The following is a 25,153-nucleotide window of genomic DNA, read 5'->3' as shown; positions in this document are numbered from 1 at the left end:
TTAATACCGTTTTATGATTAATTACAATTTCTTGTTGTTTCATAATCAGAGTAATACGACGGTATCCAAACCGACCTTTATGTCTATGATAAATTTGTTTTATCAAAGTTTTTATTTCTCCATATTTATCCTTTTTGTCAAGAGCTTTCTGATGGTAATAAAAACTGCTTCTGGCCATGCCTGTACAATCCAACAGGAGTGACAGATCATATTTTCGCCTTAATCCTTCGATGGCCTCTGCTTGTTCTTTTTGAGAGTTAAGGCGTCTAACTTTTTTAGAAAATCAATTTCAGCTCGAAGCCTTTCGTTTTCCAATAAAAGTTCTTCTTCTCTGGTCAATGGCTTATCAGACTTTCTTTTTTTACGTTTGTAATCACTCATAATGCCGGGTCTTCCTTTGGGGTTGTTCTTTAACCCTAAAATACCACTTTTTTCGTAATTCCTTTGCCAATTCAACACGGTAGACTGAGCTGCAATATTAAATCGGATACATGCTTCCCTTTGTGAGATATGTTCTGTTTCGATGGTTTTTAGAACTTTAACCTTGAAATTCAGGGAATAGCTCATGTTTTTTCGCGGGTATAGTCCCGAGATTCCGTACTTGCTATAAAAACCAATCCACTTGCGCAGATTGCTTTCATTAAATCCTTTCTCTGTTGCTATAGATTTAATTGAACGATGAGAATTTTTGTGAAGATTAATACATTCTAATTTAAAAGCAACGCTAAATTTTTCTTTTCTATACATAAAAAAATGCCCCTAAAAAGTGTCTAACTTTTTGGGGGCAGTCCATTATTGACGGATTTTTTATATCTGAAGCAGATTAACGTAAAGCGAAAGCTATATCGTCAGCCCATGGTTATTCTTTACCTCAGCCATCACAAACGTACTGTGGGTACTCCCTATGGAATCTACCGATCCCAGCTTATTGAATACAAAATCCTGATAATGCTTCATATCTCTTACCTGAACTTTCAGAAGGAAATCAAAATCTCCGGAAATATTGTAGCATTCGGCAACTTCTTCAATTTCTAAAATCTCTTTTACAAAATCATAGCCTACAGACCTGTCATGAATTTTGAGTTTGATCTGGCAGAAAACCGTAAATCCGCGGTTCAGTTTTTCAGCATCAAGAACCGCTGCATATCTTTTAACAAAACCATCCTGTTCCAGTCTTTTTACCCTTTCAAAAACAGGGGAGGTAGAAAGGTTTACTTCTTTTGCAAGTTCCTTAACGGTCAGTTTAGCATTTTTCTGGAGCAGCCTGAGCAGCTGTAAATCCTTATCATCGAGTTGTTCCACAGAATATTATTCTTTTAAATGATTAAAACAGTCAAATGTACAGAATCATATGCTTTTATTTTTATTTTTAAAAGTTTAATTTGCTTAATTATTTAATGTTAATTGTATTTTTATTCTGTATTGCTAATTTTACACAAAATTAAAAACTTTTACTGATGACCATAGTTAAAGGTAAAAGTACAGTTCTTTACAGATACTTCATCAAACAGGAAAGGTTTTACTTAAGGTAGATTAATAGGGAATCGTGTGCAAATCACGAGCTGTCGCGCAACTGTAAGTAACACACCAAAGGTTTCTGTCCTTGCAGATCCACTGCCAAAAGCGGGAAGGATGACGGAAACTGTTACAAGTCAGGAGACCTGCCTTTACTGAATTGACAATGCTTTCGCGGTCTGAAGCTTTGAGGTCATACAGATGATATATCGGATTCGGGTATTTTCTTTTGTAAAGGAAATTACGCTGTCTGCTATGTCATGAATTTCCTGAAACTTCTTCCGATAAAACATTACGAAGCCTTTTAAAGAACTTTCCCGATAAGTTGAATTAAAAAGTTTAAAAAAAATGCAAACTCACATCCTTGGCTATCCGCGTATTGGTAGCAAAAGAGAACTCAAAAAGGCCTGCGAACAGTATTGGTCAGGTAAAATCCTTTTGGAAGAACTTCTGAATACCGGAAGAACGATCTGTAACCAGAACTGGAATATCCAGAAAGAAGCAGGGATAGACCTTATCCCATGTAATGATTTTTCCTACTATGATCAGGTATTGGATATGAGCCTTGTTGTAGGAGCCATTCCAACACGTTACCATGAAGTAGTGCTTAAAAAGAACAATACTGAGTTGGATCTTTATTTTGCGATGGCAAGAGGATATCAGAAAGACGGATTGGATATCACTGCCATGGAAATGACCAAATGGTTCGATACCAACTATCATTATATCGTTCCGGAATTTTATAAAAATCAACAGTTTAAACTAAGCTCAGATAAAATTTTCAATGAATTTGCAGGAGCAAAACAAGCTGGAATCAATGCAAAACCTGTAATTATCGGATTGGTTTCTTATCTGTTATTAGGAAAAGAAAAAGAAGAAGGCTTCGATAAACTGGATCTGACCGGAAATCTTCTTCCTGTTTATACAGAGATTTTAACCAAACTTCAGGATCACGGTGCAGAATGGATTCAATTTGATGAACCTTTTCTGGCGTTGGATTTAACAGAAAAAGCCAAAGAAACTTATCTTTCTGTGTATACCGAAATAAGAAAACGTTTCCCGAAACTGAAATTTATTGTAGCTACGTATTTTGACGGACTAAAAGACAATGCATCACTTGCAGTTTCCCTTCCGGTGAATACATTACATGTTGATCTGGTGAGAAATCCTGAACAGCTGGATGATATTCTGAATATTATTCCGGAAAGCTTAAGTCTTTCATTAGGCGTAATTGACGGTAGAAATATCTGGAAAAATGATTATGAAAAATCATTGTCTTTCATCAGAAAAGCTGTTGAAAAGTTAGGATCTGAAAGGATCTTCATTGCACCATCATGTTCATTGCTTCATTCACCTTGTGACCTTGATTTTGAAACCAATCTTAACCCGGAAATTAAGAACTGGCTGGCTTTTGCTAAACAAAAAGTAAAAGAAGTCGTAACACTTAAAGAACTGGCTTCCGGAACGGAAAATGAACAGATTTTTGAAGCATTTGAAGAAAATAAAAAAGCCATTGAAAGCAGAAGAACTTCTTCTCTTATCCATAATGATCAGGTAAAACAAAGAGCGAATGCAGTTACTGAAAAAGATGCTCAGAGAATAAATACCTTCAAGATCCGTAAAGAAGAACAGCAGAAAGTTTTGCAGCTTCCTTTATTTCCAACCACTACCATCGGATCATTCCCGCAAACCACAGAAGTAAGAAGCTGGAGAGCAAAATTCAAAAAAGGAGAGCTTACTGCAGAACAATATGATACCTTATTGAAAGAGGAAACGCAGAGAACAATCCGCTGGCAGGAAGACATCGGAATCGATGTATTGGTTCATGGAGAATTTGAGCGTAACGACATGGTAGAATACTTCGGAGAACAGCTGGAAGGATTTGTATTCACTAAAAACGGCTGGGTACAAAGCTACGGAAGCCGTTGTGTAAAACCTCCTGTGATCTTTGGGGATGTTTCCCGCCCGACTCCGATGACGGTGTATTGGTCTGAATATGCACAATCCCAGACTGAAAAATGGGTAAAAGGTATGTTGACAGGTCCGGTTACCATTTTACAGTGGTCTTTTGTACGTGATGATCAGCCTCGTTCAGAAACGTGTAAGCAGATTGCTTTGGCAATCCGTGATGAAGTGGTGGATCTGGAAAAAGCAGGGATCAGGATTATTCAGATTGATGAACCTGCGATCAGAGAAGGACTTCCATTAAGAAAAACAGACTGGCAGAATTATCTGAAATGGGCTGTGGAAGCGTTCAGAATTTCAGCAAGTGGAGTAGAAGATGCTACCCAAATCCACACGCATATGTGTTATTCGGAATTCAATGATATTATTGAAAACATTGCCGATATGGATGCTGACGTCATTACCATAGAATGCTCACGTTCTCAGATGGAACTGCTGAATGCTTTTGCAGATTTTAAATATCCGAATGAAATTGGTCCTGGAGTATACGATATTCACTCACCAAGAGTTCCGTCAAAAGAAGAAATGATTGAGCTGCTGAGAAAGGCTCAGAATGTCATTCCAGCCAATCAACTTTGGGTAAATCCGGACTGCGGGCTGAAGACAAGACATTGGGAAGAAACTGAAAAAGCTTTAATCGCAATGGTTGCCGCTGCTAAAGAAGCTTCAGTAGAATATGCTGTGTAGAAAAATTTAAAATAATTAGATTCAATAATTCAGATCGTGTTATGATTTTCATGGCACGATCTGTTATTTTTAGTGGTTAAAATAATGGATATATTATAATATTGTATTCATTTTATATTCTATTTTTGCAGCTCGGTAAATTTTGACATTCGATCATTTTAAATAGATGTTAAAAGCTGATCAAACTAATACACTATACATTAAAACCATGAAAGAAGCATTTCCTGAAATGAGATCGGAAACCTATAATCCTCAATACATTGCAGGAGTAAGGTGGAGTATTGTCATTCTTTTTGCTGCCGTTGCTGTTGTTTTACTGAGGTTTTTTATTGATGCTTTATCCGATCCTTCTACAGACATCGCTTCTGATATGATCTTTTTATTACTGTTTCTTATCGCGGGTTCACTGGCGGGTTGGCTGGTGTATGAAATGATGAGGAATCAGGATGAAAAAATCAGTGGTCTGCTCATCAATCATCAGGGAATTCTGTTTCTCAACAGGAATGATGAAGTGCTGTCAGCAATCAAATACTATGATTTGGTAAAGAGTGATAATCCCTATACAAAAGATATATTTTCAGAATCCAGAGCTTCCGGAAAGTATAGCGATTTCAGAAAGAATCTGTATGTTCATGAAAAAGATGAAAACAGAAACCCTCAAAAGAAACTGATCAATCTGGATGTGATTCCACTTAAAAACCGTTATGATCTTATCGGGCATTTTTTGAAAGGTATACATGTGTTTCGCCCGGATCTGAAAATCAATCCTGAAGTATATAAAGACTTTTATCTTGATGAAAAAACACTGCGTTACGCTCCGGAAAATCTTAAGAGCGATATGAAAGTGAAAATCATTACAATAGCAGTCGTTATTCTGGTGATTCTTGCCTTTAGGTATTTCTTTTTAGAGGAAGTCTAAGTTATTTTGCCTGTAATGCGCTTGGCGGATAGCCAAACTGTTTTTTAAACGCAAACGAGAAATGGGATAGATTTTCAAATCCAAGATCCAGATAAATATCAGAAACGGATCTTCCTTTTTGAGTAAGCAGAAAATGGGCTTCCTTTAATCTTCGAAGCTGCAGCCACTGTCTTGGAGGGATTCCAAATATCTTTTGAAAATCTCTTTTGAACGCAGACAGGCTTCTCCCCGTTAAGTATGCAAAACGTTCTACATTGACATTGAAATGAAAGTTTTTATTCATAAAAGATTCAATGTCAATTTTATATGGTTCAGAAAAGTCAAATAAAATATCCTTAAGTCCCGGATCATAATTCAAAAGCAAGAGGAGGGCTTCTTTTTGTTTAAGCCGAAGAATTTCCTCAGAAGCAGGAAGGTCTTCATAGGGTAATAATGAATACATAAAAGAATGTAATGCCTTTTGCTCAGGTTTTATATAGGCAGGAACATTGTCTTTCTTTTCGGCCTGATATCCATACTCACGGCTGAAATCATGAAGCATGGCATCATCGAAATAGATGGATATCGTTCTGATTTCTCCATTTTTAGGAGGATATTTGGCGAATTTCAGTAAACTGTTTTTTCTCGCAGAATAGAGTTCTCCTTCTTTAAAAATTGTTTTTGTGATCCCGTCATTCAGTTCCATTTCTCCGGAAAGAACAAGCCCCAGACTGTGAATCCGCGCAAACTGTTCTCCTTCCCTGAATTCTGAAAAATGGCAGGAATAATTGATGGGAAAAGGAATATTATTTTCGCTCATAGCTCAGGCAGGTATTTTTGATAGATTCTTATTCAAACTTACAAAACTTTTTAGGATGATAGAATCTTCACAGCAAAACAATCATAAGAATATTTTGCTGTGAAGAATATCAGATTAAACAAGAATTGCTTTGGGTTCCAGGTAAGCTTCCAATCCGAATACACCAAACTCACGCCCGATGCCACTTTGTTTGAAACCTCCGAAAGGAGCATAAGGATCATGGGCAAACCCATTAATGCAGATTCTTCCGGCATCAATCTGTGCAGCTACACGTTCTGCATGTTCCTGGCTGGCAGAACTGATATAAGCTGCCAGACCATAGGTGGTGTCATTGGCAATAGCAATAGCTTCCTCTTCATTGGCATAAGGAATAATAGACAGTACAGGCCCGAAAATTTCCTCCTGAGCAATACGCATATCATTCCGAACATTGGTAAAGATGGTTGCCTTTACAAAATTACCGTTTTCAAGACCTTCCGGTTTACCTTCACCTCCTGCAAGCAGAACAGCACCTTCTTCCTGTCCCAGACGGATATAACTTTGTACTCTTTCAAATTGTTTGGCACTTACCATTGGGCCTACAAGTGTATCTTCTTCATTAGGATTTCCTACTTTTACCTGTTCTGCAGCTTTTTTAGCAAGTTCATTTACTTCCTCCAGCCTGTTTTTCGGAACAAGAAGCCGGGTAGGAGCAATACATGCCTGTCCATTGTTCATGTAAGCCCCGAAAACGGCTATAGGAACTGCTTTATCAAGGTCAGCATCTTCCAGAATGATATTAGGAGACTTTCCGCCAAGCTCTAAGGTTACTCTTTTCATGGTATCTACCGCTCCTTTGGCAATTGCTTTTCCTGTTAAAGTAGAACCTGTGAAAGAGATTTTTGCGATGTGCGGATGTTGGGTAATTTCAGCACCAACCACATTTCCTAATCCGTTAACGATATTGAATACTCCTTCCGGTAAGCCTGCTTCATGAAAACATTCGGTAAGCAGCTGGGTTTGTACTGCACTCATTTCGCTGGGTTTGATGACGGCTGTACATCCGGCAGCAATGGCCGTGGCCAGTTTATTACAGATGAAGCTGTTGCTGGCATTCCAAGGAGTGATAATTCCAACGACACCTAAAGATTCAAAACGTACTTTAGAATGTCCTACTGTTCTTTCGAAGTCATAAGATTCCAAGGTATTGATGGTGGTTGTAAAGGCAGAGATTGCATTTTGAACACTCATTCTGCAGAACTGTAATGTTCCGCCATATTCATTCACCATAGCCAAAACCAGTTCATCTTCTCTTTTGCTTACGGCTGCGTGTAGTTTCTTAAGTAGATTGATTCGTTCTGCTTTTGTTGTTTTTGAAAATGTTTTAAAAGCTTTTTTTGCTGCTGCGATAGCCATTCGGGTATCTTCTTCATTTCCCAGAATTACTTCTCCTGTTTTTTGATTGGTAACAGGACTGATAAGATCAAAAGTCTCTGTTCCTTTTGGCGTAACAAATTCGCCGTTGATGTAAATTTTATTAATCTGTCTCATTTTGATGATTTTAATACCACAAAGTTCGGCAGAAAAGGAAAGGAGAGGTTTGTTGTAGAGTTCAATTTTTCTTTGTTGTATGGTTCATTTTAAAAGCTTTGAATTTTTACTTTTTGAATTTATATATGAAAATGCTCTGTTCTTCAATAAAATTGATTACTTTTATCATAACCAAGTAAATAACTCGTTTTGAGAACCACTCTTAAACTTATTTTCGCTTAGTATCAGTCTCCGTAACCACAGGCTGATCGTTCTTTCGTTTGGGTAATTCTGCCCGAACAGGTTTTTATTTCATCATATTATTTATCGTATTACCTGTAAAGGGTGATTTTATCTGCTGTTTTAGCTTTGAGTATTAATCAAAACTGAAATATACAACAAGATATGGCTTAAGAAATAATCTTTGAGCTATAATCCAGATGCATGTAATCACTTGTAATGCGTGAATACTATGGAAAAAATCCAACAAAGAATTTTAAGCACGATTATAAGTAATGAACACCCAACATATCTGGGAGGTAAAAGCGAAAAATACTCCCTTACTCAAAAAGAAATGCAATCAATGTAGCAGCGACAGATTTCAATGCAGTGATAAATTCAGACTGAATGCTCAGAAAAAGAATATTGATATATGGCTGATTTACCGATGTGTAAAATGCAACAACACCTATAATATGACGGTGTTTTCAAGAATCAGAACAGAATCCATCAGTAAAGAAGTATTCAACAAATTGTCAGAAAACAATACGGAAATGGCCTGGCAATATGCTTTTTCACAGGAAATAATAAGAAAAAATAATGTAGAGGCCGACTGGGAAAGTGTGGAATATGAAATTCTATATCCCAACCTTCCAGTAGAAGATCTTATCAATATGGACAGCGAGATAGTTTCTTTTCAAATACAGTCTCTTTTTAATTTTAATAGGAGAGTTTCAACGGTACTCAGAACCTGTTTAGGCCTTTCATCCTCTAAATTGAACTTCCTGCTTGATTCAGGTACGGTTTATTTTAATCAAAAACCTTTGCAGAAGAAATATAAAATTACCAACGGCGATCGTATCGAGATCAACAGGCATGCATTGATTAATACATACCTTATGGGAAAAGAAGATTTTTTTCTCAATACAGTAGATGATCAATAATTAAAAAGCCTTCCGGTTATTAATCGGGAGGCTTTTTATTGATACTCACTTTGGTTTTTAAAAAAATTAATTTGTTTGTACAAAGTTGGCTATCCGCATGTCATTTAGTCATATGAGACGTTTCTGATCCTTCTGATATTGAGTTCATAATAGATCTGGTGGTATCTCATTGGGATTAATCCCATTTATTTTGGGTAGAAACTGCATATTTTCCTGCTCCGGTAAAGAAAAAGCTTAAACTTACAAGCATATAAATTACAAGAAGTTCCAAAGCCCAGCCTCCGAATTCATTAAGTTTGAAAATATTGGCTGTTTGTACCAGAATAGTAGCCGTGAAACAATTGGCAGCAAAGATCAACCCTGCCAGGCGAGCCCGGAAACCTATGATCAGCAGGACAGGAGCTATAATTTCTCCCGCAAACACACCGTATGCAAAAAATGACGGCAGACCGTGCATGGCCATCATATCTTCAATAAACCCAACTCCATGGATTAGTTTACTGATTCCATACACCGACATGGGAAATGCAATTGCTATTCTGGTGATAAGTAGTCCTAAATCAATGTTCTTTTTCATTTCTTATAATTATTTAAAAGTTATATTTTACAAATGCCCCGATATTTTCCAGGGTCTTTTTTGCGTTGTTAAACTGGTCGAAATTGGAAGCCAGTCCGTACATCATTTTATCGTGTTTTATTCCCAGTCTGACAAACTGCAGCCCTCTGGGATATCCGCTGTCATCAATATTCCCAATGGCGAGCACACTGAAATATCCCTTAAAATTTTCTGTCAGATACGGTGTATATTCAAATGAGATGGACTGCTCCAGGGAAAATCCTTTCTGATACGTAGTTCCTATAGAATAGGAGAGAGAATAAGAGGGTTGGATAATTTTATACTGCAGATAAGCACTGAAAAATGCGCCTGGGTTTTTCATTCCCAATGCAGCATTGGTACTGAGCCTTTTGGTAAGATTATACGAGAGAGTATTTCTGATGAAGAATATATTTTCTTTGTCCCTGGTATATTCCGTATCAAATAGGGTAAGATTGTTCAATTTCAACCGTTCATTCAGCTGATAATTGATATTGTGCATATAAGTATAGGAGCGGTGTCCTAAAACAATATCCGGGGTATAGGAAAGTTTCTGTGCATTCAGATTCAGGGAAGCTGATACCAGAGCTGTTATAGCGATAATTTTTGCCTTCATATTTCACTCATTAAATTTCTGTGAGCAAAATTATTCAGGCCGGAACGCAATAAACTTAAGAAATCTTAAGAAACGTCAGACAGGTGTTTTTTTCTCAGATAGCTGAGATATTCTACCGTTATTCCAAGGTAGGAAGCAATCATATATTGAGGAAAACGCTGTTCGATATTTCGGTAGGTAGTAACAAATGTGCGGTATTTGGTGTAGGCATCAACACGGGAATGTTCAAAGGTTCTTTCCTGTAAAGTAACATAGGCAGACTGCATTTTCAGACGCCAGAATTCTGAGATAGCCGGAACTTCTTGGTACAATGATTCCAGATTACTTTTACTGATCTGGATGATGGTGGTATCTTCATTGGCCTGAATAAACATTCTCGAAGGCAATTCACTCAGATAGCTGTAAAGATCATTCACCCACCAGTTTTCAATGCCCAGCTGAGTGGTATTTTCTTTTCCTTTTTCATCAATATGATAGGCATACAGACTTCCCTGTGCAATGAAGCGCATGTGTCTGGAAACCTGTCCTTCGCGAAGCAGATAATCTTTCTTTTTAAGTTGTATGATTTCTAATCTGGAAGTAATACAGTCAATATCTTTTTCTTCTAAAGAGACGATTTCCTTAAAGTGTTCTATGAGTTGCGAAAGTATTGTATCTGTATTCATTGTGGGATTATGTGCGTATAGCGTACAGATACAAATTTACAGAAATATTAAATTATTCCGGTTGAGATGAACCAATGATACATAAGAAGACCACAATTTACGGGCTAAATTGTGGTCTTCCTCAACTAAGAACTATTTAACTACGATTCTGTTTTCAAATAACCATAATGTAAAACAGTTTCCTTTCCGAATAAGCTTGAGAAAATATTCTGAAACTCATGGATGTATTTACACTTTATGGCGTTCCCGTATATCTTTAATCCTTCCAGTATTTTTCTGGAACTCAGGTCTATGTCATATTTTATGAAAGATTCCGGTCTTTCATACCGGATACTCTGCTCGGAACTGTACGTTCTTAAGAATCCAAGCTTTTCAAGCCATTCTTCAGTGATCTTAATAGGTTTGATGGAGGCTGCCGGAACTGAAATACTTTGAATATCATTTTCAATTTTAACAAAATAAGCCTGTTCGACATTTTGAAAGATCTCAGTAATGGTATAAATCTGATTTTTATACTCAACCAAGTTCTTGATTTTTAGATCTGCTACGTTCATAATATTTTGATTTTAAATGGTGATATTGTCTTTAGTAAAATAGCAAATAGTATGCCCGACATTGCATTGTTAAATCTTGTTTTGAATGATTTTAGGTTAAATTTTTGATATAAAAAATTAATAATACGTTAAAATAGTACATTGTACGTGAATTGTCACATAATCATGAAATACTGGATGTGGTATCTATGTGGTATTAGTTTTTTATTGCCACTTTTGGATTGGTATTAAAAGTGGTAAGAAGCAGAGCTATGATAACGGATATGATAAGAACTCCTATAAAAATATTCCATGAATAGGCATGAAGCAGATAACCGGTACCACTTCCCAGAATACTTGAACCAAAATAATAAAAAAGCCAGTAAATAGAAGTAGCCGAAGATTTTCCTCGTTTGGCATACAGTGCGGTCATCTGGCTGGCCATAGTATGGGCAGCGAAGAATGAAAGGGTGAAAAGCCCGAGTCCAAAAATAAGGATATAAATGTTTTCAGACAGCAGTAAAGCAGCTCCGATAATCATAGACAGGATGGATGCTTTAAGAATATTATTCATGGGAAACCTCCTTGAAAGGCGGCCTACGATCATCGTTCCGAAAACGCCAAAAATATACATCAGAAAGATAAAGGCAATGATAAAGTGGCTTAATGCAAATGGTTTGGCTTCCAGTCTGAATGTCAGGTAATTATAAACGCTCACGAAAACACCCATTAATAATGCTGCAGTACAATATAAACGGAGCATGTAAGGATTGGTAAGAAAGAACTTCATCTGTTTTACCTTAAGATGATAATCTGTTTTCTGAGGATTGAAAAATTTTGATTCCGGAAACAGTTTCCAGAATACAGTACCAAGAATAAAACTTTCTACACCGATCAGAAGAACAGCATTACGCCATCCGAATTCCCCTGCAAAAAGAGTCGCCATTATCCTTCCGCTCATTCCTCCGATTGTATTTCCGCTGAGATACATACTGATGGCTGCTGGTACTGCGAGAGCATCCACTTCCTCGGTAAGATAGGCAAGGGCAACTGCTGAGACTCCTGAAACCACGAATCCTTTCAGTACTCCGATAGCAATCAGGAGGCTTAAACTCGGGATCCAGGTAGAAATAATAGTAAGTACAGCAGATGAAATCAGCGAAAAAACCATGAGGTTTTTTCTGGAATAGCTGTCTGCTTTAAAAGCAAAAAACAGTAATCCCAGTGCCATACCTATTGTGGATGATGATACCAGCAGGGAAGTATCACCTACAGACACTCCGAACTGTTCTGCAGCCATTGGGAGCATCGGCTGGAAAAGATAAAGCTGTGCAAAAACCGAGAGTCCCGAAAAGAAAATACAAAGTTTTATATATCGGAAACGTGAGCTTCCCTGAAGTGCTTTTTCAGATGAATTCATGATTTTTTTTGCAATTACAATGCAGTGGTTTGACAGAAAAATTAAGTGCTGTAAATTTCCTGATTATTTTCCGGATTTAAAAATCATTGTCTCAATGATTTTGATTGGTGAAACAAATCAATGAAGCTGCAGGCTGTTGATGTATTCTGAAGGAGTAATATTCTCCATCTGCTTGAAAACCCTGTTGAAAGTAGACTGATTAGAGAAACCAGCCTCAGTGTAAATATACATAAGGGTTACTTTTTCAATATCATTTTCATGAAGAAGCCTTTTTACACATTCAATTCTGTGCATATTCAGGTAATTATTGAAGTTGGGATATCCCTTTGCACGGATTGATTTTGAGATATAACTGCTGTTAATATCCATTTCTGTAGAAAGTTTTGAAATATTAAAATTAACATCTTTATACAGTTGTTTATCTCTCATCACCGATTCAATTTTTTCAAACAATTCATCTGCAAATGGTGCTTTCTCTGCTACGGAAACCGGTTGAATTACTGTGTTTGAATTCTTTTCCTCAAATTCATGGTAAATTTCAACACGTTTTATTTTATCCTTAAAATAGAGCAGGAGTGATATTACAGCAACGTTGGAAATCATAAGGATCGTATCGGTAATTCTCACATCCTCAGGTCTGTGTATCGGGAATTTAAAGCTGAAGGTTTTGGAAATAAGGTACCCCGCAATAATATTCAGCAAAACAAACATACTGTAAATAAAGACATATTTTCTTTCAAAGAAAACATAGGCTGCCAGGGGAATGGGGATAAGCCAGACAAAACTCGCTATAGAGTTGTTCCAGAAAGCCAGCATAATATAAAAATTATAAAGTGTCGCAATAATGATGTAAGAATGCACCATCACATTCACCGAGTAGGTTTTGCGTACAATCAGATATGTATAGACCATTAAAAAAAGTCCTCCAAAAAGATACCATGCCATTATTTTATCAGGAATGATAAAGGTGTATATCAAACCAAATACAGCAAGGATGACAGACATCAGAATATTATAATAATAAACGAGCTGTCTTTTGTACTGTTCAATTTTTATGTCTTTTTCCGTGGTCATTTGTGGTAAGAGGTAATTTTAAATCATTTCAATATAATTCCATAACAGTCAATTTTCAAAAAATGACTGGGTTAATATTCTGATTATTAGCCGCTTGTGTTTTGTTGAGCCGTTTCCGGTTTTTCATTGATTATGGCTGAGTTTGATTGATCAATGCACATAACTTTGCACCAGCTAGCTCAACATAGGCTGATTGATGATCTGTCAATTAACCCTAAACGATTTATTCAATTCTTAAATAAATCAAATAATTTTTAAACAAATATACTAAAATGAAAAAAATAAAATTACCTCTTGCCAGCATAATGATGTGTTTTTCAATAGCTGCATTTTCCCAAGTAGGGATCAATACAGATTCTCCTAAAGTAACATTACATGTAGAAGGAAAGCCCGATGTGGCTACTGCGGCTGATGGAGTGATGGCTCCCAGAATGACTGGAGATCAGTTAAGAGCTAAAGATAATGTCTATCTGGCTGCTCAGACCGGAGCTTTGGTCTATGTAACCCAGGCTGTAACAGCACCTTCTGTAAAAACAGCAAAAGTAGATAAAGCCGGTTATTATATGTTTAACGGGACCACCTGGAAATTTGCTTTTGGGGGACAGGATGATGATATTACTATTGGAGATTTAATCTATTATCATGGGAGCATTCCTGCAGGTACTTCAGGTGCCGCCACATTAGCCAGTACTTATCTTACTGACCTTCCGGTTTTGGGAGGTTTCCTAAGACTTGATGCACAATTTAACAGCAGTTCAGCAGGAACCGGAGCGGCTACCACTTTTAATCCCAGACTCTATAATGTAGGAACTTCTGATGTGAAAATCTGGGTTTCAGAAATGTCGACCCATACCGGTGACTCCGACAACGGAAATATCAAATTGTCACCAGGAGCTTACCGGCAGTTTGATGATGGTGTTTATCTTACTCAGACCCATAATGAAACCGTAACATTCGATATTACAGTACAAGAACCGGAGCCAAGATGGTACAGAGTGTATTATGCATTCCGCGTAGATAATAAATCTACAACAGGAAGCAGTGATGCTACAACCACAGATTCCAATACTTCAGATAATACAAGAGAGTTGTTTCTCTCCGTACAAAGGCTTTATTAATTAATCGCCTGAAGATTCTAAAAATACAATGATTTAATAAAAATATACAAAATCAATGGGTTAGCTGTTTAAAAATCTAAGATTTGTGTTTTTTCTGGGGCTGGAATACTATTAAATTCCGGCCCCGTTTTCTTAATGCATCATTTCATAGACTTTGATCAGTTCTGCAATATTTCCGACACTAAGCTTTTGAAAAATCCTTTTTTTATAAGTGCTTACGGTAGACATCTGAATATTGAGTCTGTTGGCAATTTCCAGATTTCCGTTCCCATCTGCCAGAAGTTTGAAAATTTCATATTCCCTGGATGATAATTTTTCTACCGGATTATTTCTTTTGTTCTGAATAATAAGTCCAATCAGCTCTGCAGGATAAAAATAACCTTTTTCAATGACAGTTTTCACTGCATTTTTAATTTCTTCTTCACTGCTTTGTTTATTCAGATAGCCTTCAGCACCTTCTCTGATGTATTGAATGGCAACATCTTTGTCATATCCTGAGAATATGAGGATTTTAAGATCATTTTGTATATCTTTAAGCTCCGGGACCATTTTCTTATATTGAGTTCCCGGCATGTCAATATCTAAAATAATAAGGTCATACCGCTGATCTCCAAGCTTCTTTTTTACCTGGTCATAATTTTCCGCAAAATCTATATTCAGTCCCGGATAAGCAGTTTCAAGAACCAGAGAGGTCCCTGCCCTTACTACATAATGATCATCAGCGATTAAAATTCTTTCATTCATAAAGATTAGTTTTTTTTGAGTGTTATTTCCACAACAGTTCCCTTAGGATGGTTTTGTCTGAAGTTCATTTCAGCATTGATCTTTTTTACCAGATGGATAACCATATGCAGACCCAAGCCTTTTCCTTTAAAACTGGGGGTTTCCAGTTTAGGATTTCTGAACAGGTTCATATAAACAGAAATCTGTTCTTCAGACATCCCTGTTCCTGTATCAGTAATGAGTATGGTGGATTGTTGTGGATTTTCTGTAACAGTAAGGGTTATATTTCCTTCAAAAGTATTTTTCACCGCATTATCAAGAATATTATGAATAATGGCTGTTAAAATACTTTCATTTACTTTAGAATAAATGAGGCCCTCTGTAAGATTGGTAATGGTAGTCCCTTTTTCTTTTGCAATTTCACAGAATAATTTATTCTTGATTTCCAGAATTCTGTTGATGGGATATTCTTTTTCTTCAAAAATATTTTCAGCCTTATAAAGTTCAGTATACTCTTTCAGATTCAGGGTAAACTGATACAGCTGCTCAGAAGATTTATAAATACTGTCAAAATATTTTTTCTGAAGCTCCACATCATCAGACTCATGAAGTTTCTGGGACAGCATAGCAATAAATCTGATGGGAGTGGTAATATCATGGCTGATGGTTTCCACCAGTTTTTTCTGATATTCTGTTTCTTTCTGCAGGTTGTTTTTTACGACCTCCAGATGAAGAGAGGTTTCCTTCAGTTCAGAGTTTTTGTTGTGAACAATTTGTTTTAAAGCCTTATTTTTTATCCTTAGAAAATTGGTGGTTAACTGAACGATAATGATGATGAGAATAAGAATAATAACGGACGCACACACTCTGAAAAGCAATGTCTGATAAAAAAGAGGCTGAATTTTAAAACGTATTGTCTTTTCTTCATATCTTCCGTCAGCAGAAATCAATACCCTTACAATCAGGGTGTAATCTCCGGGAGAAAGATTACTGATGGTATATTTTAATTCTTTTCCTGTGGCAATCTTTTCCCATTCAGTGTTTTCTTTTCCTAATATTTTTGCTTCAATATAAAGATTTTCAGGATTGGAAAAATAAGGAATATCGATAAAGACATCTGCCGTTTTGTAGTCGTTTTTCAAATCAAGAATCTGATGAAAATACTGAGGTTCAGAATTTCCGATTTTTACCCGTTCAATGTAAATTTTACTTCTTCCAGGATAATAAGTCTGAATATTCTCAGGATTGAAAAACACAAAACCGTCCATTGAAGGAAATACAAAATCTCCATTCTCAAGAGCGTAGGCATTAGGTTCTGAACTTCCATTAAATTCATTAGTGAGAAAACCTTCTTTTTTGGTGAAGCGATAATAAAAAACCGGAGTATTTTTGTTTTCTGCATACTGCAGCAATTGCTTTTTTGCAACCTTAAACATCCCGTTATTTGAAGAAATCCAATAATACCCTTTTTGATCTTCAAGAATATAATGGGCCGACTGAAGATAACCGTTCATGTCATTCGGCATCTTGATAAGCTTATGATTTCTGAAAAGATAGAAGCCGTTTTTCTCTGTTGTAATCCATATCAGATGATCCTTCGTTTTGATAATACTTTTGACATGAATATTTTTCACTATGGGAGTGATGGTATTGCTTCCAAGTGTTATAGAATAAAGTCCGTCGCTGTTTCCTGTCAGAATTTCACTGTCGTTGTATTGATAAAAAACATTGACAAAGCTTTTAAAAGTATAGGTGAAATCCGGATGCTTAAATATATCTTTCCTGTACAGATGAAGCTGTGTTCCAGAAAGGTCTGTAAAGGTTGTTCCATAAAGGTTTCCGCTTTTCATAAACGTTTCAAGACCCTTTTTAATAAAAATGGAATCCTTCTTTTTATATCCTGAATTTTTATAAAACCTGATAATACGGTTCCGCTTTCTGATCAGAATATTTCCGGAATTGTCATACATCATCAGATAATTGTCATTGTTTCCAAAAGGATGGTTTTTCACGATGCCCTTTCTTCCGAACTCTGTTCCGTCCTCAGCAATAATTGTATTTTGACTGAAAGGAAGGGACGCGAAATAGACATTACTGGAAAAATCAGCTTCTTTCCTTGCAATATAGAAATTGGAAAGCTGCAGCACATTCAATCCATTATTGAGAGTTCCCAGATACAATTTGTTGAAACTCTCATCGTAGTACATAGAACAATAAGAGTGATTCCCTATTTCTTCGAAGTTTACAAGAAATTTCAAACGGAGATCCTTTTCATTTCCTTCTAAAAGATAAATATTGTCATGGTTGATAATAAAAGTCTGATTGGTAATCTGCTGCCAATAAATTTTAGTGTCGGGATGATTAAAAAGTGTGGGTTGATCTGAAACAGAAAGATGTCCCTTGTAAATGGAGTAGGTTTTTCTCTTTTTCAGATCATTGATGAACAGGTGATTATTCAGTACAAAAATATAGTTCAGATCTTTATGGGTAAAAGGGAGAGTAATTTTTATTTCCTTTTTTCCTTCCTTGTAAATGATGGCATTCTTTTCTGTAAAATGATAAACAGAATTTTTAAGCTGAATAAAATACTGGGTGTCATTATAGAAATCCGATGTAATGATATTATTGGCAATACGATGCAGAATATCTGTACCATTGGAATAGGTCATTTTGTCACCGGCAGTAAGGCTGGCCAGTTTGGGAAACCTGTTTCTGATAATGATTTTACTTTCCTGGAAATTATTAAGAACGGTAATACTGTCAAGGCACGGATCTCCTATGAATTCACCAAAATGCAGATTATTTACCCTGAAATTATTAAAGGTAATAAAAGAACTTCCGTCATACCGTACCAGTCCGTTTTCCGTCGAAATCCAGATGAAGCCATATTTGTCTTTAACAATGGCCTTTGCACTGCTTTGTGGAAGCCCATTGTCTATGTTGTACCACGTAGACGTATAATGCTGCCCGGAAATGTTTAGATAGATGCAAGCAAAAATTAATGCCCAAACTCTCATATATGTGCAAAACTGATCTATATCTGCTGCTATTGCAATAGACGGTTAATAATAGTATTTGTACAAGTCAAAGTTTTTTTAAAGGGCAGGAACGATTGAAAATAAATTTTTATCATTGAAGTTTTCAGGTCTTTTGTGTTTTATATTTTTTGATCGTGTAAAAATAGTGAAATTATGGAGAAAAATTAGTATTGGGTATTTTGTTTTCTATAAGTTTTATCATGTATTGCAGGCTATAAATCATTCAATTTTCTTTACTGCATTATTATATTTCAACAATAAGTGATAAATTTATATTGTATTCATTTTAAATTCTTATTTGTAGATGTCCGTATTGCAATGGATTTGTGGTTTGTGTTAAAATTTTATAAATGAGAAATATTATTGAGTTTGAATAATATTTTTAGTTTTTTAATTAATAATTGAAGTTTTGCCCAATTTTTAGTTTTGTAGTAAAAGTTTGACAAAAAAAAGACGGTTTATTCTACATGATAACTTTGTCAGGCCTTATGGATATTCATATTTTTGCAAAAATATTCTCACAACAAAAGTATAGAAGCTTTATTGTTAAAATAATGATTCTAAGAACACAAACGGTTTTTATCTCAAAACAAAAGAGACTGTATCAAAAGTAAACAGTCTCTTTTTATGTCAAACTCCCGGAACCTCTTTTTAATCAAAAAACCTCCCGGAAATGATGGGAGGTGAATAAAATTGACTGTATATTGAAGTGTAATTCAATCGTTATTGATGGGTTTCAAGCCACTTCAGTCTGCGCTGATCCGGCAGATGTTTTACCCTGAAGTTTTCAAAAACTGCATTGAACCCTTCTCCGTCCGGACAGGCTGCCATTAACCCAACCATTACAGGAATGTTATCCTGAAGAGGTGCATTCCGCATCATGATATAATTTTTATCATCAAAAGAATAAAATATCTCAACAGCATCCAATCTTCTCACCGCTTTTATCCATAGGGCAGGAGGTGTTTTTTCTAACGTAATGACGCTCCAGTCGCTTTTATGGTGAGTGACCACCGTGCTGAGATTGTATTTGCCATCTACAAATTCTACTCCGGCTTTAATATAATGTTCCTGATCTATTCTCAGCATAAGTCCCATCTGGTCAAACCTTGCCTTATAACTGCCGGTTATTTTTACTTTTGCCTCAAACTCACCGCCATAAGTAGCATAATAGAAAGGAGCATCATCTACCGTGAATCCATAATGGGAAATCCTCCAGTAATCGCTTCGGGGTGTTACAAACATAGAAAGGCTGTTGTTTTTGATTTCCCATTTTTCAGGTTCATTAAACCAGTTCATTTTCTCAAGGCTCTGAGCGGAAAACTTTTGGATCAGGAATAAGGTGCATAGGCCGATAATCAGTTTCTTCATTCTCTTTGGGGATAATTTCTAAGGGTAAATTATTATTTTAGCAAAAGTATTATTAAACCTCATTTCCGTCAATACTGATAAATAACCATTATGAAAATCCGCGAACAGCTTAGTGACAGATTACTTGATAACAGTTCAAAAAAATGCCGGCTTGATCTGGAGATCTATAAACAGAGAGCATTAGCATACTCTCAGATGGAAGGTGCAATATGTGTACTGAGTGATATGCAGGAGAATAAGAGTTTTATTTACAAATCTGCCGCTGCAGATGAACTCGGGCTAAAAATGGATGAAAACCCTGCAGAAATAGACTCCATATGGGAAGAAGAGATGCTGAAAAAAATACATCCTGATGACCGTCTGAAAAAATACATCCATGAACTCCGTTTTTTCAAATTACTGGATCTCATGGAAATAAGCGAGCGTACAGCATATAGTGTTGTTTCAAAAATAAGAATGAAGGATAAAAATGAGATATACAGGTGGGTGAAACATCGTATGTTTTATGTTTATTCTCCCGATAACGGACGGTTAAGATTGGCGCTTTGTCTTTATAATATGGCATTGACTTCACCTAATGTTTCAGATTTTATGATTGTTAATGTCATAAAAGGAGAAGTGGTAGTAAAAGATAAACTCGATTATAAAAATATATTAAGTGCCAGAGAATTGGAGATTTTAAAATGTATTGGAGAGGGCTATGCAAGCAAAGAAATTGCAGATCTTCTTTCTATAAGCATTAATACAGTAAACAGACACCGTCAGAACATCCTGGAAAAGCTGAAAGTAAAAAATTCTACCCAGGCTTTTAAAGATAGTTTTTCTTAAATATTCAGATTCAAACATCCGAAAAGTTCACCGTGTTATTTTGTCTCTTATGACTAATTTTATATCTTGAATACAGATTAGCAAGAACCAGACATGATGAAAAGAAGTGAAGAAATTACCCGTCAGTATTTTACTTTTTTAGACAAGCATATTCAGGACGTTATTTCCGGAGCTGTTCCTGAATTTATGGAACTGAATGAAATTGCCAGAGAGCTTGCTGTGTCCCATAAGCACCTTTCTGATACTGTTAAAAAAGAAACCGGACAGCACCCTTGTTCCTTCTATGATGAAAAAATTATTGATCAGATCAAGCAAATGCTGGTGAGATCCGACCAATCTGTGGCAGAAATTGCCCGTATTTTCACTTATGATCCTTCCAATTTCTCAAAATTTTTCAAAAAAATGACCGGCTTTACTCCCGGAAATTTCAGAAATTCCAAAAAAGTTTAAATTGACTACTTTTTTTGTTTAATATTGTTGTTGCAAGAGATTTGCGCTGGTTTTTATCTCAGGATAGGGATTTGAACGCTCAAATTGTTGTATTTTTAAAGCTGTTTAGTGAATTAAAATGTTAAAATAGTAAAAAAATAATCTTTTATAAATGAGCTGTTTGTGAAAAATAATTACATTTTTTTATTATTTATGTATTAAAATTTCTTTATTGTTTGATTTTTTTATTAAATTTAGGTAAGAAAAAACTAATTAATTCAAAAGCGAAAAACGTTAAAAAAGATAGATGTATATTTAAATACTTTGGTTTCCAGATAATAAGAGATAAATATTGTGTCTTTAATAATATTTAATCTTAGCGGAGGCGCTTAAGCCTTTTAAATAGTTATATATTTGTTTCTTTTAAACCACAACAAACAAGATTAAGGATGAGCATCAATTTCACAACAGCAACTATTAAAGACTTTGAGAATATACCAGATAATGATATGGCTCAAAGGGCTGAAATTTTTTATGAATATTTAGACTTTGTAAAGTCTAATGGCCACATGAACTACAGACTGAAGAATACTTCAGGAACGAATGCAATACTGAACGTAAATATTGCAGATCACAATAGAGAATTTGTTAGTTTTGTATCAAGTGATTATTTAGGGTTTACGCAGCACCCGAAAGTAAAACAAGCTGCTATTGAGGGAATAGAAAAATACGGTACCGGTACAGGAGCAACTCCTCTTATTGGCGGATATTTTGATTACCATAATGCTTTAGAAAAGAAAATTTCAAGCTTCTTTAAAAGAACAGAAGATGAAGCCGTAGTATTTACAACAGGGTATACCGCTAATAGTGCGAGCTTACAATGTTTAATGCAGAAAGAAGATCTTGCTATTTTAGATATGGCTGTACATGCCAGCGTGCACGAGGGATGTGCTTTTACCAATAAAAAAACATTTCCTCACAATAATTTGGAATCTTTGGAACACATTTTGAAGGTATCTGAAAATCTGTACCGTACGAAACTCGTTATTGTGGATGGTGTGTATTCCCAGGATGGTGATACCTCCCGTATTAATGAGATCTATAATCTTGTGAAAAAGTACAATGCCTTTCTGATGGTAGACGACGTACATGGTGTCGGCATCCTTGGAGAAACCGGAAGAGGTACTTTGGAACAGGCTGGGTTATTGGATAAAGTAGACATCATCACAGGTACATTCAGCAAAACATTTGGAAATCTGGGAGGATATGTCATTGCAGATAAAAAAATAGCTGCATTCATCAGGTTCCATTCCCGCCAGCAGATCTTCTCCGCTACAGCTCCACCATCATCCGCAGGAATTGTTAAAGCCATTGATTTAATTGACGAAGAACCGATCTGGAGAGAAAAACTCTGGGATAACATCAATTATTTCAAAAAAGGACTTGACGATTTAGGGTTAGATACAGGTGTTACGTGCTCTGCAATTATTCCCGTAAAAATTGGAGATCCTTATGTAACAGGTGAAGCCGGAAAACTACTAATAGAAAAAGGAATCTATACCAATCCGATTCTTTACCCGGCTGTACCAAGAAAAGACGCACGTATCAGGATGAGTGTAACGGCAAGACACGAAAAAGAACATCTCGACAAAACGCTTAATGCGTTTGATGATATTAATAAAAAATTGCATATTGCGAAAAAATAATAATTATGCCTAGAAAAGTAGTGCAGGGCCCCATTAGGGACAAAGAAAAAACAAAGCAGAAACTGCTTGCTGCAGTTGGTAAAATTTTAAGAGTAAAAGGATATTCCGGATTAAAAGTAAGCAAGATTGCTGCCGTTGCCGGATTTGATAAAAAATTGATCTATGAGTACTTTGGAAGTACTGATAAACTGATCGATGAGTATATCAAATCTCAGGATTACTGGAGCCAGGTCAACCAGGATGTTGATATGGATTTCTCGGACGGTGGGCACGAACTTACTAAAATGGTTGTATTGAACCAGTTCGAAAACCTGAAGAAAAATAAAGAACTTCAGAAGATTATCCTTTGGGAGCTTTCGGAAAGTAAACCTATTCTCAAGAAACTCGTAGAACAACGTGAAGAAGTAGGAGAGGTTTTATTTGGAAACATCTCAGATCCTTACTTTGGTGAAGGGGTAGCTACAAGACATAGAGCAATTATGGCTCTGATTGTTTCCGGAGCTTACTATCTTAACCTTTACACAGGATACAATGCCAATAAGTTTTGTGGGATTGACCTGAAAACTGAAGAAGGCAGAAAAGAGATTGAAGGCGCTATTGTTGAGTTAATTGACTTTGCATACAGCAAAAAAAAGTAGAAGTTAAAAGTTTTCCGATTTGAGCAGAAATATGTTTTTGTTGATATTTGAAAACTTTTAATTTTCAAATTAAAACTATATTTCTTATTTTTGACCAATGGAAAATTTTATAGTATCTGCAAGAAAATATCGTCCTCAGGAGTTTGATACAGTTGTAGGACAATCCCATATTACGGATACTTTAGAACATGCAATTGAAGAAAGTCAATTAGCTCAGGCATTACTTTTTTGCGGTCCTCGTGGTGTGGGTAAAACTACTTGTGCCAGAATTCTGGCAAGAAAGATCAATGAGAAAGATGGCTCGGTTTCAGAAGATGGCTTTGCTTACAATATCTATGAACTGGATGCTGCATCCAATAACTCTGTAGATGATATCAGAGAACTTATAGATCAGGTACGTTTTGCACCTCAGGTTGGTAAATACAAAGTATATATCATTGATGAGGTTCATATGCTGTCTTCTGCCGCTTTCAATGCTTTCCTTAAAACACTGGAAGAGCCGCCTGCCCACGCTATTTTTATTTTGGCAACCACGGAGAAACATAAAATTATTCCCACAATTTTATCCCGTTGCCAGATTTATGACTTCAAGAGAATTGTTATTGAAGACATACAGAATCATCTGAGAAATATTGCCCAGAAAGAAAGCATCCAGTACGAAGATGATGCCCTGTATCTGATTGCCCAGAAAGCAGACGGTGCATTAAGAGATGCACTTTCTATCTTCGACAGACTTTCTACCTTCTCCCAGAAAAATATTACCCTCGCAAAAGCCGCCGAAGTACTCAATATTCTGGATTACGATCAATATCTGAACATTGTGGATCTCGCCAAAGAAAACAAAATTCCTGAAGTGCTTTTCGCTTTCAATGAGATTGTAAAGAAAGGTTTTGATCCCCATATTTTCATTGCCGGATTAGGAAATCATTTCAGAGATCTGATGATGGCACAGAATGCTTCCACCATGGAACTCATTGAAGTGGGAGAGAAGACCAAGGCTAAATTTGTAGAGCAAGGACAGAAGTGGGCCGCCCAGCAGCTTATAGATGGTATTGAAATCTGTAATCATGCAGATATTAATTATAAGAATTCCAAAAACCCAAGACTTACGGTTGAAATTGCTTTAATGCAGCTGGCTTCACTGACAGCTAATTTAGGCGATACTAAAAAAAAAAGTTCCTGATACTGGCTCCGTTTCTCAGTGAGAAGCAGGAGGTGAAGATGCCGGAAAAAGCTCCGGAGAAGAAAGAAGTTAAAGCAGAACAACAACCTGCAGCTTCCCAGACAGTTCAGGAAGTTTTAGTAACAAAAACCAACAAACCATTATCTAGACCGGGAATCTCTTCCGGTTTCAGCATCAATTCCTTTTTGAATAAAGAAGATAAAGCAGAAACAACAGAAGATGTTGTGGTAAAAACTGATAATCTTCCCCAGAACCATTTTACAGATACAGACCTGCAGGTGGAATGGAAAATTATGCTTAAACAGCTTCAGGTGAAAAATAATTTTGTATTTAATGCTGTCAAGACCTTCAAACTGGTAAAAACTGAAGAGCATAAAATCAAAGTTTTGTTCACTTCAGATTCTGCAAAAGTAGAATTTGATAAAATAAGTGGAGAATTTTTTAATCATTTTAAAAGAAAAATTCAGAATTATATTATTGAGATAGAATACGTCAGAGACGTTGAAAATCTGAAGATTGAGGTGGTGACGAAAAGAAAAATGTTTGAAAAATTTATAGAAAAAAATCCACTTTTGAAAGATCTTGATGATTTAATGAAGTTTGATTTGACATAATTTTTATATATTTGTCAAATATTTCTGTCGAAAATCATTTTTTGA

At 36.0% G+C, this 25,153-nt stretch carries 24 protein-coding genes, 1 pseudogene and 1 riboswitch; of the genes and pseudogenes, 10 read left to right on the top strand and 15 right to left on the bottom strand.

Annotated features, from left to right (window positions below):
* The 4 genes and pseudogenes from DDF69_RS22560 to DDF69_RS21290 all read right to left on the bottom strand — a co-directional run.
* A partial coding sequence (locus tag DDF69_RS22560; protein WP_162800873.1) for an IS3 family transposase occupies positions 1–178 on the bottom strand: 178 nt, incomplete at its 3' end.
* Positions 179–219: 41 nt separating this feature from the next.
* Positions 220–567 (bottom strand): helix-turn-helix domain-containing protein, encoded by a 348-nt coding sequence (locus DDF69_RS21295; RefSeq protein ID WP_228411923.1) that lies wholly within the window; start codon positions 565–567, stop codon positions 220–222.
* A 15-nt stretch (positions 568–582) separates the two neighbouring features.
* Positions 583–747, bottom strand: a pseudogene (locus DDF69_RS22555) (transposase); the annotation flags it as partial.
* Positions 748–840: 93 nt separating this feature from the next.
* Positions 841–1,302, bottom strand: coding sequence for an Lrp/AsnC family transcriptional regulator (locus tag DDF69_RS21290; protein WP_079241360.1), 462 nt, complete (start codon positions 1,300–1,302; stop codon positions 841–843).
* A 195-nt stretch (positions 1,303–1,497) separates the two neighbouring features.
* Positions 1,498–1,684, top strand: a riboswitch (cobalamin riboswitch).
* 179 nt (positions 1,685–1,863) lie between these two features.
* Here DDF69_RS21290 and metE point away from each other — a divergent pair.
* A complete protein-coding gene (metE, locus tag DDF69_RS21285) occupies positions 1,864–4,167 on the top strand; it encodes a 5-methyltetrahydropteroyltriglutamate--homocysteine S-methyltransferase (protein ID WP_114822550.1) in 2,304 nt (767 codons plus the stop codon).
* Positions 4,168–4,375: 208 nt separating this feature from the next.
* Complete coding sequence (locus DDF69_RS21280; RefSeq protein WP_162800981.1) at positions 4,376–5,086, top strand: hypothetical protein; 711 nt, start codon at positions 4,376–4,378, stop codon at positions 5,084–5,086.
* A 1-nt stretch (position 5,087) separates the two neighbouring features.
* Here the strand turns inward: DDF69_RS21280 and DDF69_RS21275 are convergent, their stop codons facing one another.
* Both DDF69_RS21275 and DDF69_RS21270 read right to left on the bottom strand, forming a co-directional pair.
* Complete coding sequence (locus DDF69_RS21275; RefSeq protein WP_114822548.1) at positions 5,088–5,885, bottom strand: helix-turn-helix domain-containing protein; 798 nt, start codon at positions 5,883–5,885, stop codon at positions 5,088–5,090.
* 114 nt (positions 5,886–5,999) lie between these two features.
* Positions 6,000–7,415: an aldehyde dehydrogenase family protein gene (locus DDF69_RS21270; RefSeq protein ID WP_114822547.1), complete on the bottom strand. Its 1,416-nt coding sequence runs from the start codon at positions 7,413–7,415 to the stop codon at positions 6,000–6,002.
* A 494-nt stretch (positions 7,416–7,909) separates the two neighbouring features.
* Between DDF69_RS21270 and DDF69_RS21265 the strand changes: the two genes are divergently transcribed.
* Positions 7,910–8,557, top strand: a complete 648-nt coding sequence (locus DDF69_RS21265) for a DUF1062 domain-containing protein (protein WP_114822546.1) — start codon at positions 7,910–7,912, stop codon at positions 8,555–8,557.
* Between the two features lie 175 nt (positions 8,558–8,732).
* On the opposite strand, the gene DDF69_RS21260 is transcribed toward DDF69_RS21265, so the two are convergent.
* From DDF69_RS21260 to DDF69_RS21235, 6 genes are all read right to left on the bottom strand, one after another.
* The gene (locus DDF69_RS21260) at positions 8,733–9,134 is read right to left on the bottom strand and encodes a DoxX family protein (RefSeq protein WP_114822545.1); all 402 of its coding nucleotides are present in this window, start codon (positions 9,132–9,134) and stop codon (positions 8,733–8,735) included.
* Between the two features lie 13 nt (positions 9,135–9,147).
* Positions 9,148–9,768 (bottom strand): hypothetical protein, encoded by a 621-nt coding sequence (locus DDF69_RS21255; RefSeq protein WP_114822544.1) that lies wholly within the window; start codon positions 9,766–9,768, stop codon positions 9,148–9,150.
* 65 nt (positions 9,769–9,833) lie between these two features.
* The gene (locus DDF69_RS21250; RefSeq protein WP_114822543.1) at positions 9,834–10,433 is read right to left on the bottom strand and encodes a Crp/Fnr family transcriptional regulator; all 600 of its coding nucleotides are present in this window, start codon (positions 10,431–10,433) and stop codon (positions 9,834–9,836) included.
* A gap of 140 nt (positions 10,434–10,573) precedes the next feature.
* Positions 10,574–10,987: a hypothetical protein gene (locus DDF69_RS21245; RefSeq protein WP_114822542.1), complete on the bottom strand. Its 414-nt coding sequence runs from the start codon at positions 10,985–10,987 to the stop codon at positions 10,574–10,576.
* Positions 10,988–11,183: 196 nt separating this feature from the next.
* A complete protein-coding gene (locus tag DDF69_RS21240) occupies positions 11,184–12,386 on the bottom strand; it encodes an MFS transporter (RefSeq protein ID WP_114822541.1) in 1,203 nt (400 codons plus the stop codon).
* 117 nt (positions 12,387–12,503) lie between these two features.
* Positions 12,504–13,460 (bottom strand): helix-turn-helix domain-containing protein, encoded by a 957-nt coding sequence (locus DDF69_RS21235; RefSeq protein WP_114822540.1) that lies wholly within the window; start codon positions 13,458–13,460, stop codon positions 12,504–12,506.
* Between the two features lie 272 nt (positions 13,461–13,732).
* Here DDF69_RS21235 and DDF69_RS21230 point away from each other — a divergent pair, with 272 nt between their 5' ends.
* On the top strand, positions 13,733–14,578 hold the full coding sequence (locus tag DDF69_RS21230; protein WP_114822539.1) for a hypothetical protein: 846 nt from the start codon (positions 13,733–13,735) through the stop codon (positions 14,576–14,578).
* A 132-nt stretch (positions 14,579–14,710) separates the two neighbouring features.
* Here the strand turns inward: DDF69_RS21230 and DDF69_RS21225 are convergent, their stop codons facing one another.
* The 3 genes from DDF69_RS21225 to DDF69_RS21215 form a co-directional block, all read right to left on the bottom strand.
* Entirely contained in the window at positions 14,711–15,322 is a 612-nt protein-coding gene (locus tag DDF69_RS21225; protein ID WP_114822538.1) for a response regulator, read from the bottom strand.
* Between the two features lie 5 nt (positions 15,323–15,327).
* On the bottom strand, positions 15,328–18,318 hold the full coding sequence (locus DDF69_RS21220; RefSeq protein WP_114822537.1) for an ATP-binding protein: 2,991 nt from the start codon (positions 18,316–18,318) through the stop codon (positions 15,328–15,330).
* Between the two features lie 744 nt (positions 18,319–19,062).
* The gene (locus tag DDF69_RS21215; RefSeq protein WP_114822536.1) at positions 19,063–19,710 is read right to left on the bottom strand and encodes a DUF1349 domain-containing protein; all 648 of its coding nucleotides are present in this window, start codon (positions 19,708–19,710) and stop codon (positions 19,063–19,065) included.
* A gap of 90 nt (positions 19,711–19,800) precedes the next feature.
* Between DDF69_RS21215 and DDF69_RS21210 the strand changes: the two genes are divergently transcribed.
* The 6 genes from DDF69_RS21210 (at position 19,801) to DDF69_RS22365 (ending at position 25,108) form a co-directional block, all read left to right on the top strand.
* The gene (locus DDF69_RS21210) at positions 19,801–20,538 is read left to right on the top strand and encodes a response regulator transcription factor (RefSeq protein ID WP_114822535.1); all 738 of its coding nucleotides are present in this window, start codon (positions 19,801–19,803) and stop codon (positions 20,536–20,538) included.
* A 93-nt stretch (positions 20,539–20,631) separates the two neighbouring features.
* A complete protein-coding gene (locus DDF69_RS21205) occupies positions 20,632–20,988 on the top strand; it encodes a helix-turn-helix domain-containing protein (protein ID WP_114822534.1) in 357 nt (118 codons plus the stop codon).
* A 428-nt stretch (positions 20,989–21,416) separates the two neighbouring features.
* Positions 21,417–22,673, top strand: coding sequence for an aminotransferase class I/II-fold pyridoxal phosphate-dependent enzyme (locus DDF69_RS21200; RefSeq protein WP_114822533.1), 1,257 nt, complete (start codon positions 21,417–21,419; stop codon positions 22,671–22,673).
* A gap of 5 nt (positions 22,674–22,678) precedes the next feature.
* Entirely contained in the window at positions 22,679–23,311 is a 633-nt protein-coding gene (locus tag DDF69_RS21195; RefSeq protein WP_047375406.1) for a TetR/AcrR family transcriptional regulator, read from the top strand.
* A 97-nt stretch (positions 23,312–23,408) separates the two neighbouring features.
* Positions 23,409–24,494 (top strand): DNA polymerase III subunit gamma/tau, encoded by a 1,086-nt coding sequence (dnaX, locus tag DDF69_RS21190; protein ID WP_114822532.1) that lies wholly within the window; start codon positions 23,409–23,411, stop codon positions 24,492–24,494.
* Between the two features lie 38 nt (positions 24,495–24,532).
* Positions 24,533–25,108, top strand: a complete 576-nt coding sequence (locus DDF69_RS22365) for a hypothetical protein (RefSeq protein ID WP_228412072.1) — start codon at positions 24,533–24,535, stop codon at positions 25,106–25,108.
* The last annotated feature ends 45 nt before the right edge of the window (positions 25,109–25,153 follow it).

Origin of the sequence: Chryseobacterium sp. KLBC 52, from assembly GCF_003347605.1 — a bacterium.
Lineage (GTDB): Bacteria > Bacteroidota > Bacteroidia > Flavobacteriales > Weeksellaceae > Chryseobacterium.
The sequence above is the reverse complement of the archived record's forward strand: the minus strand, read 5'-3'. Positions and strand labels throughout refer to the sequence as shown.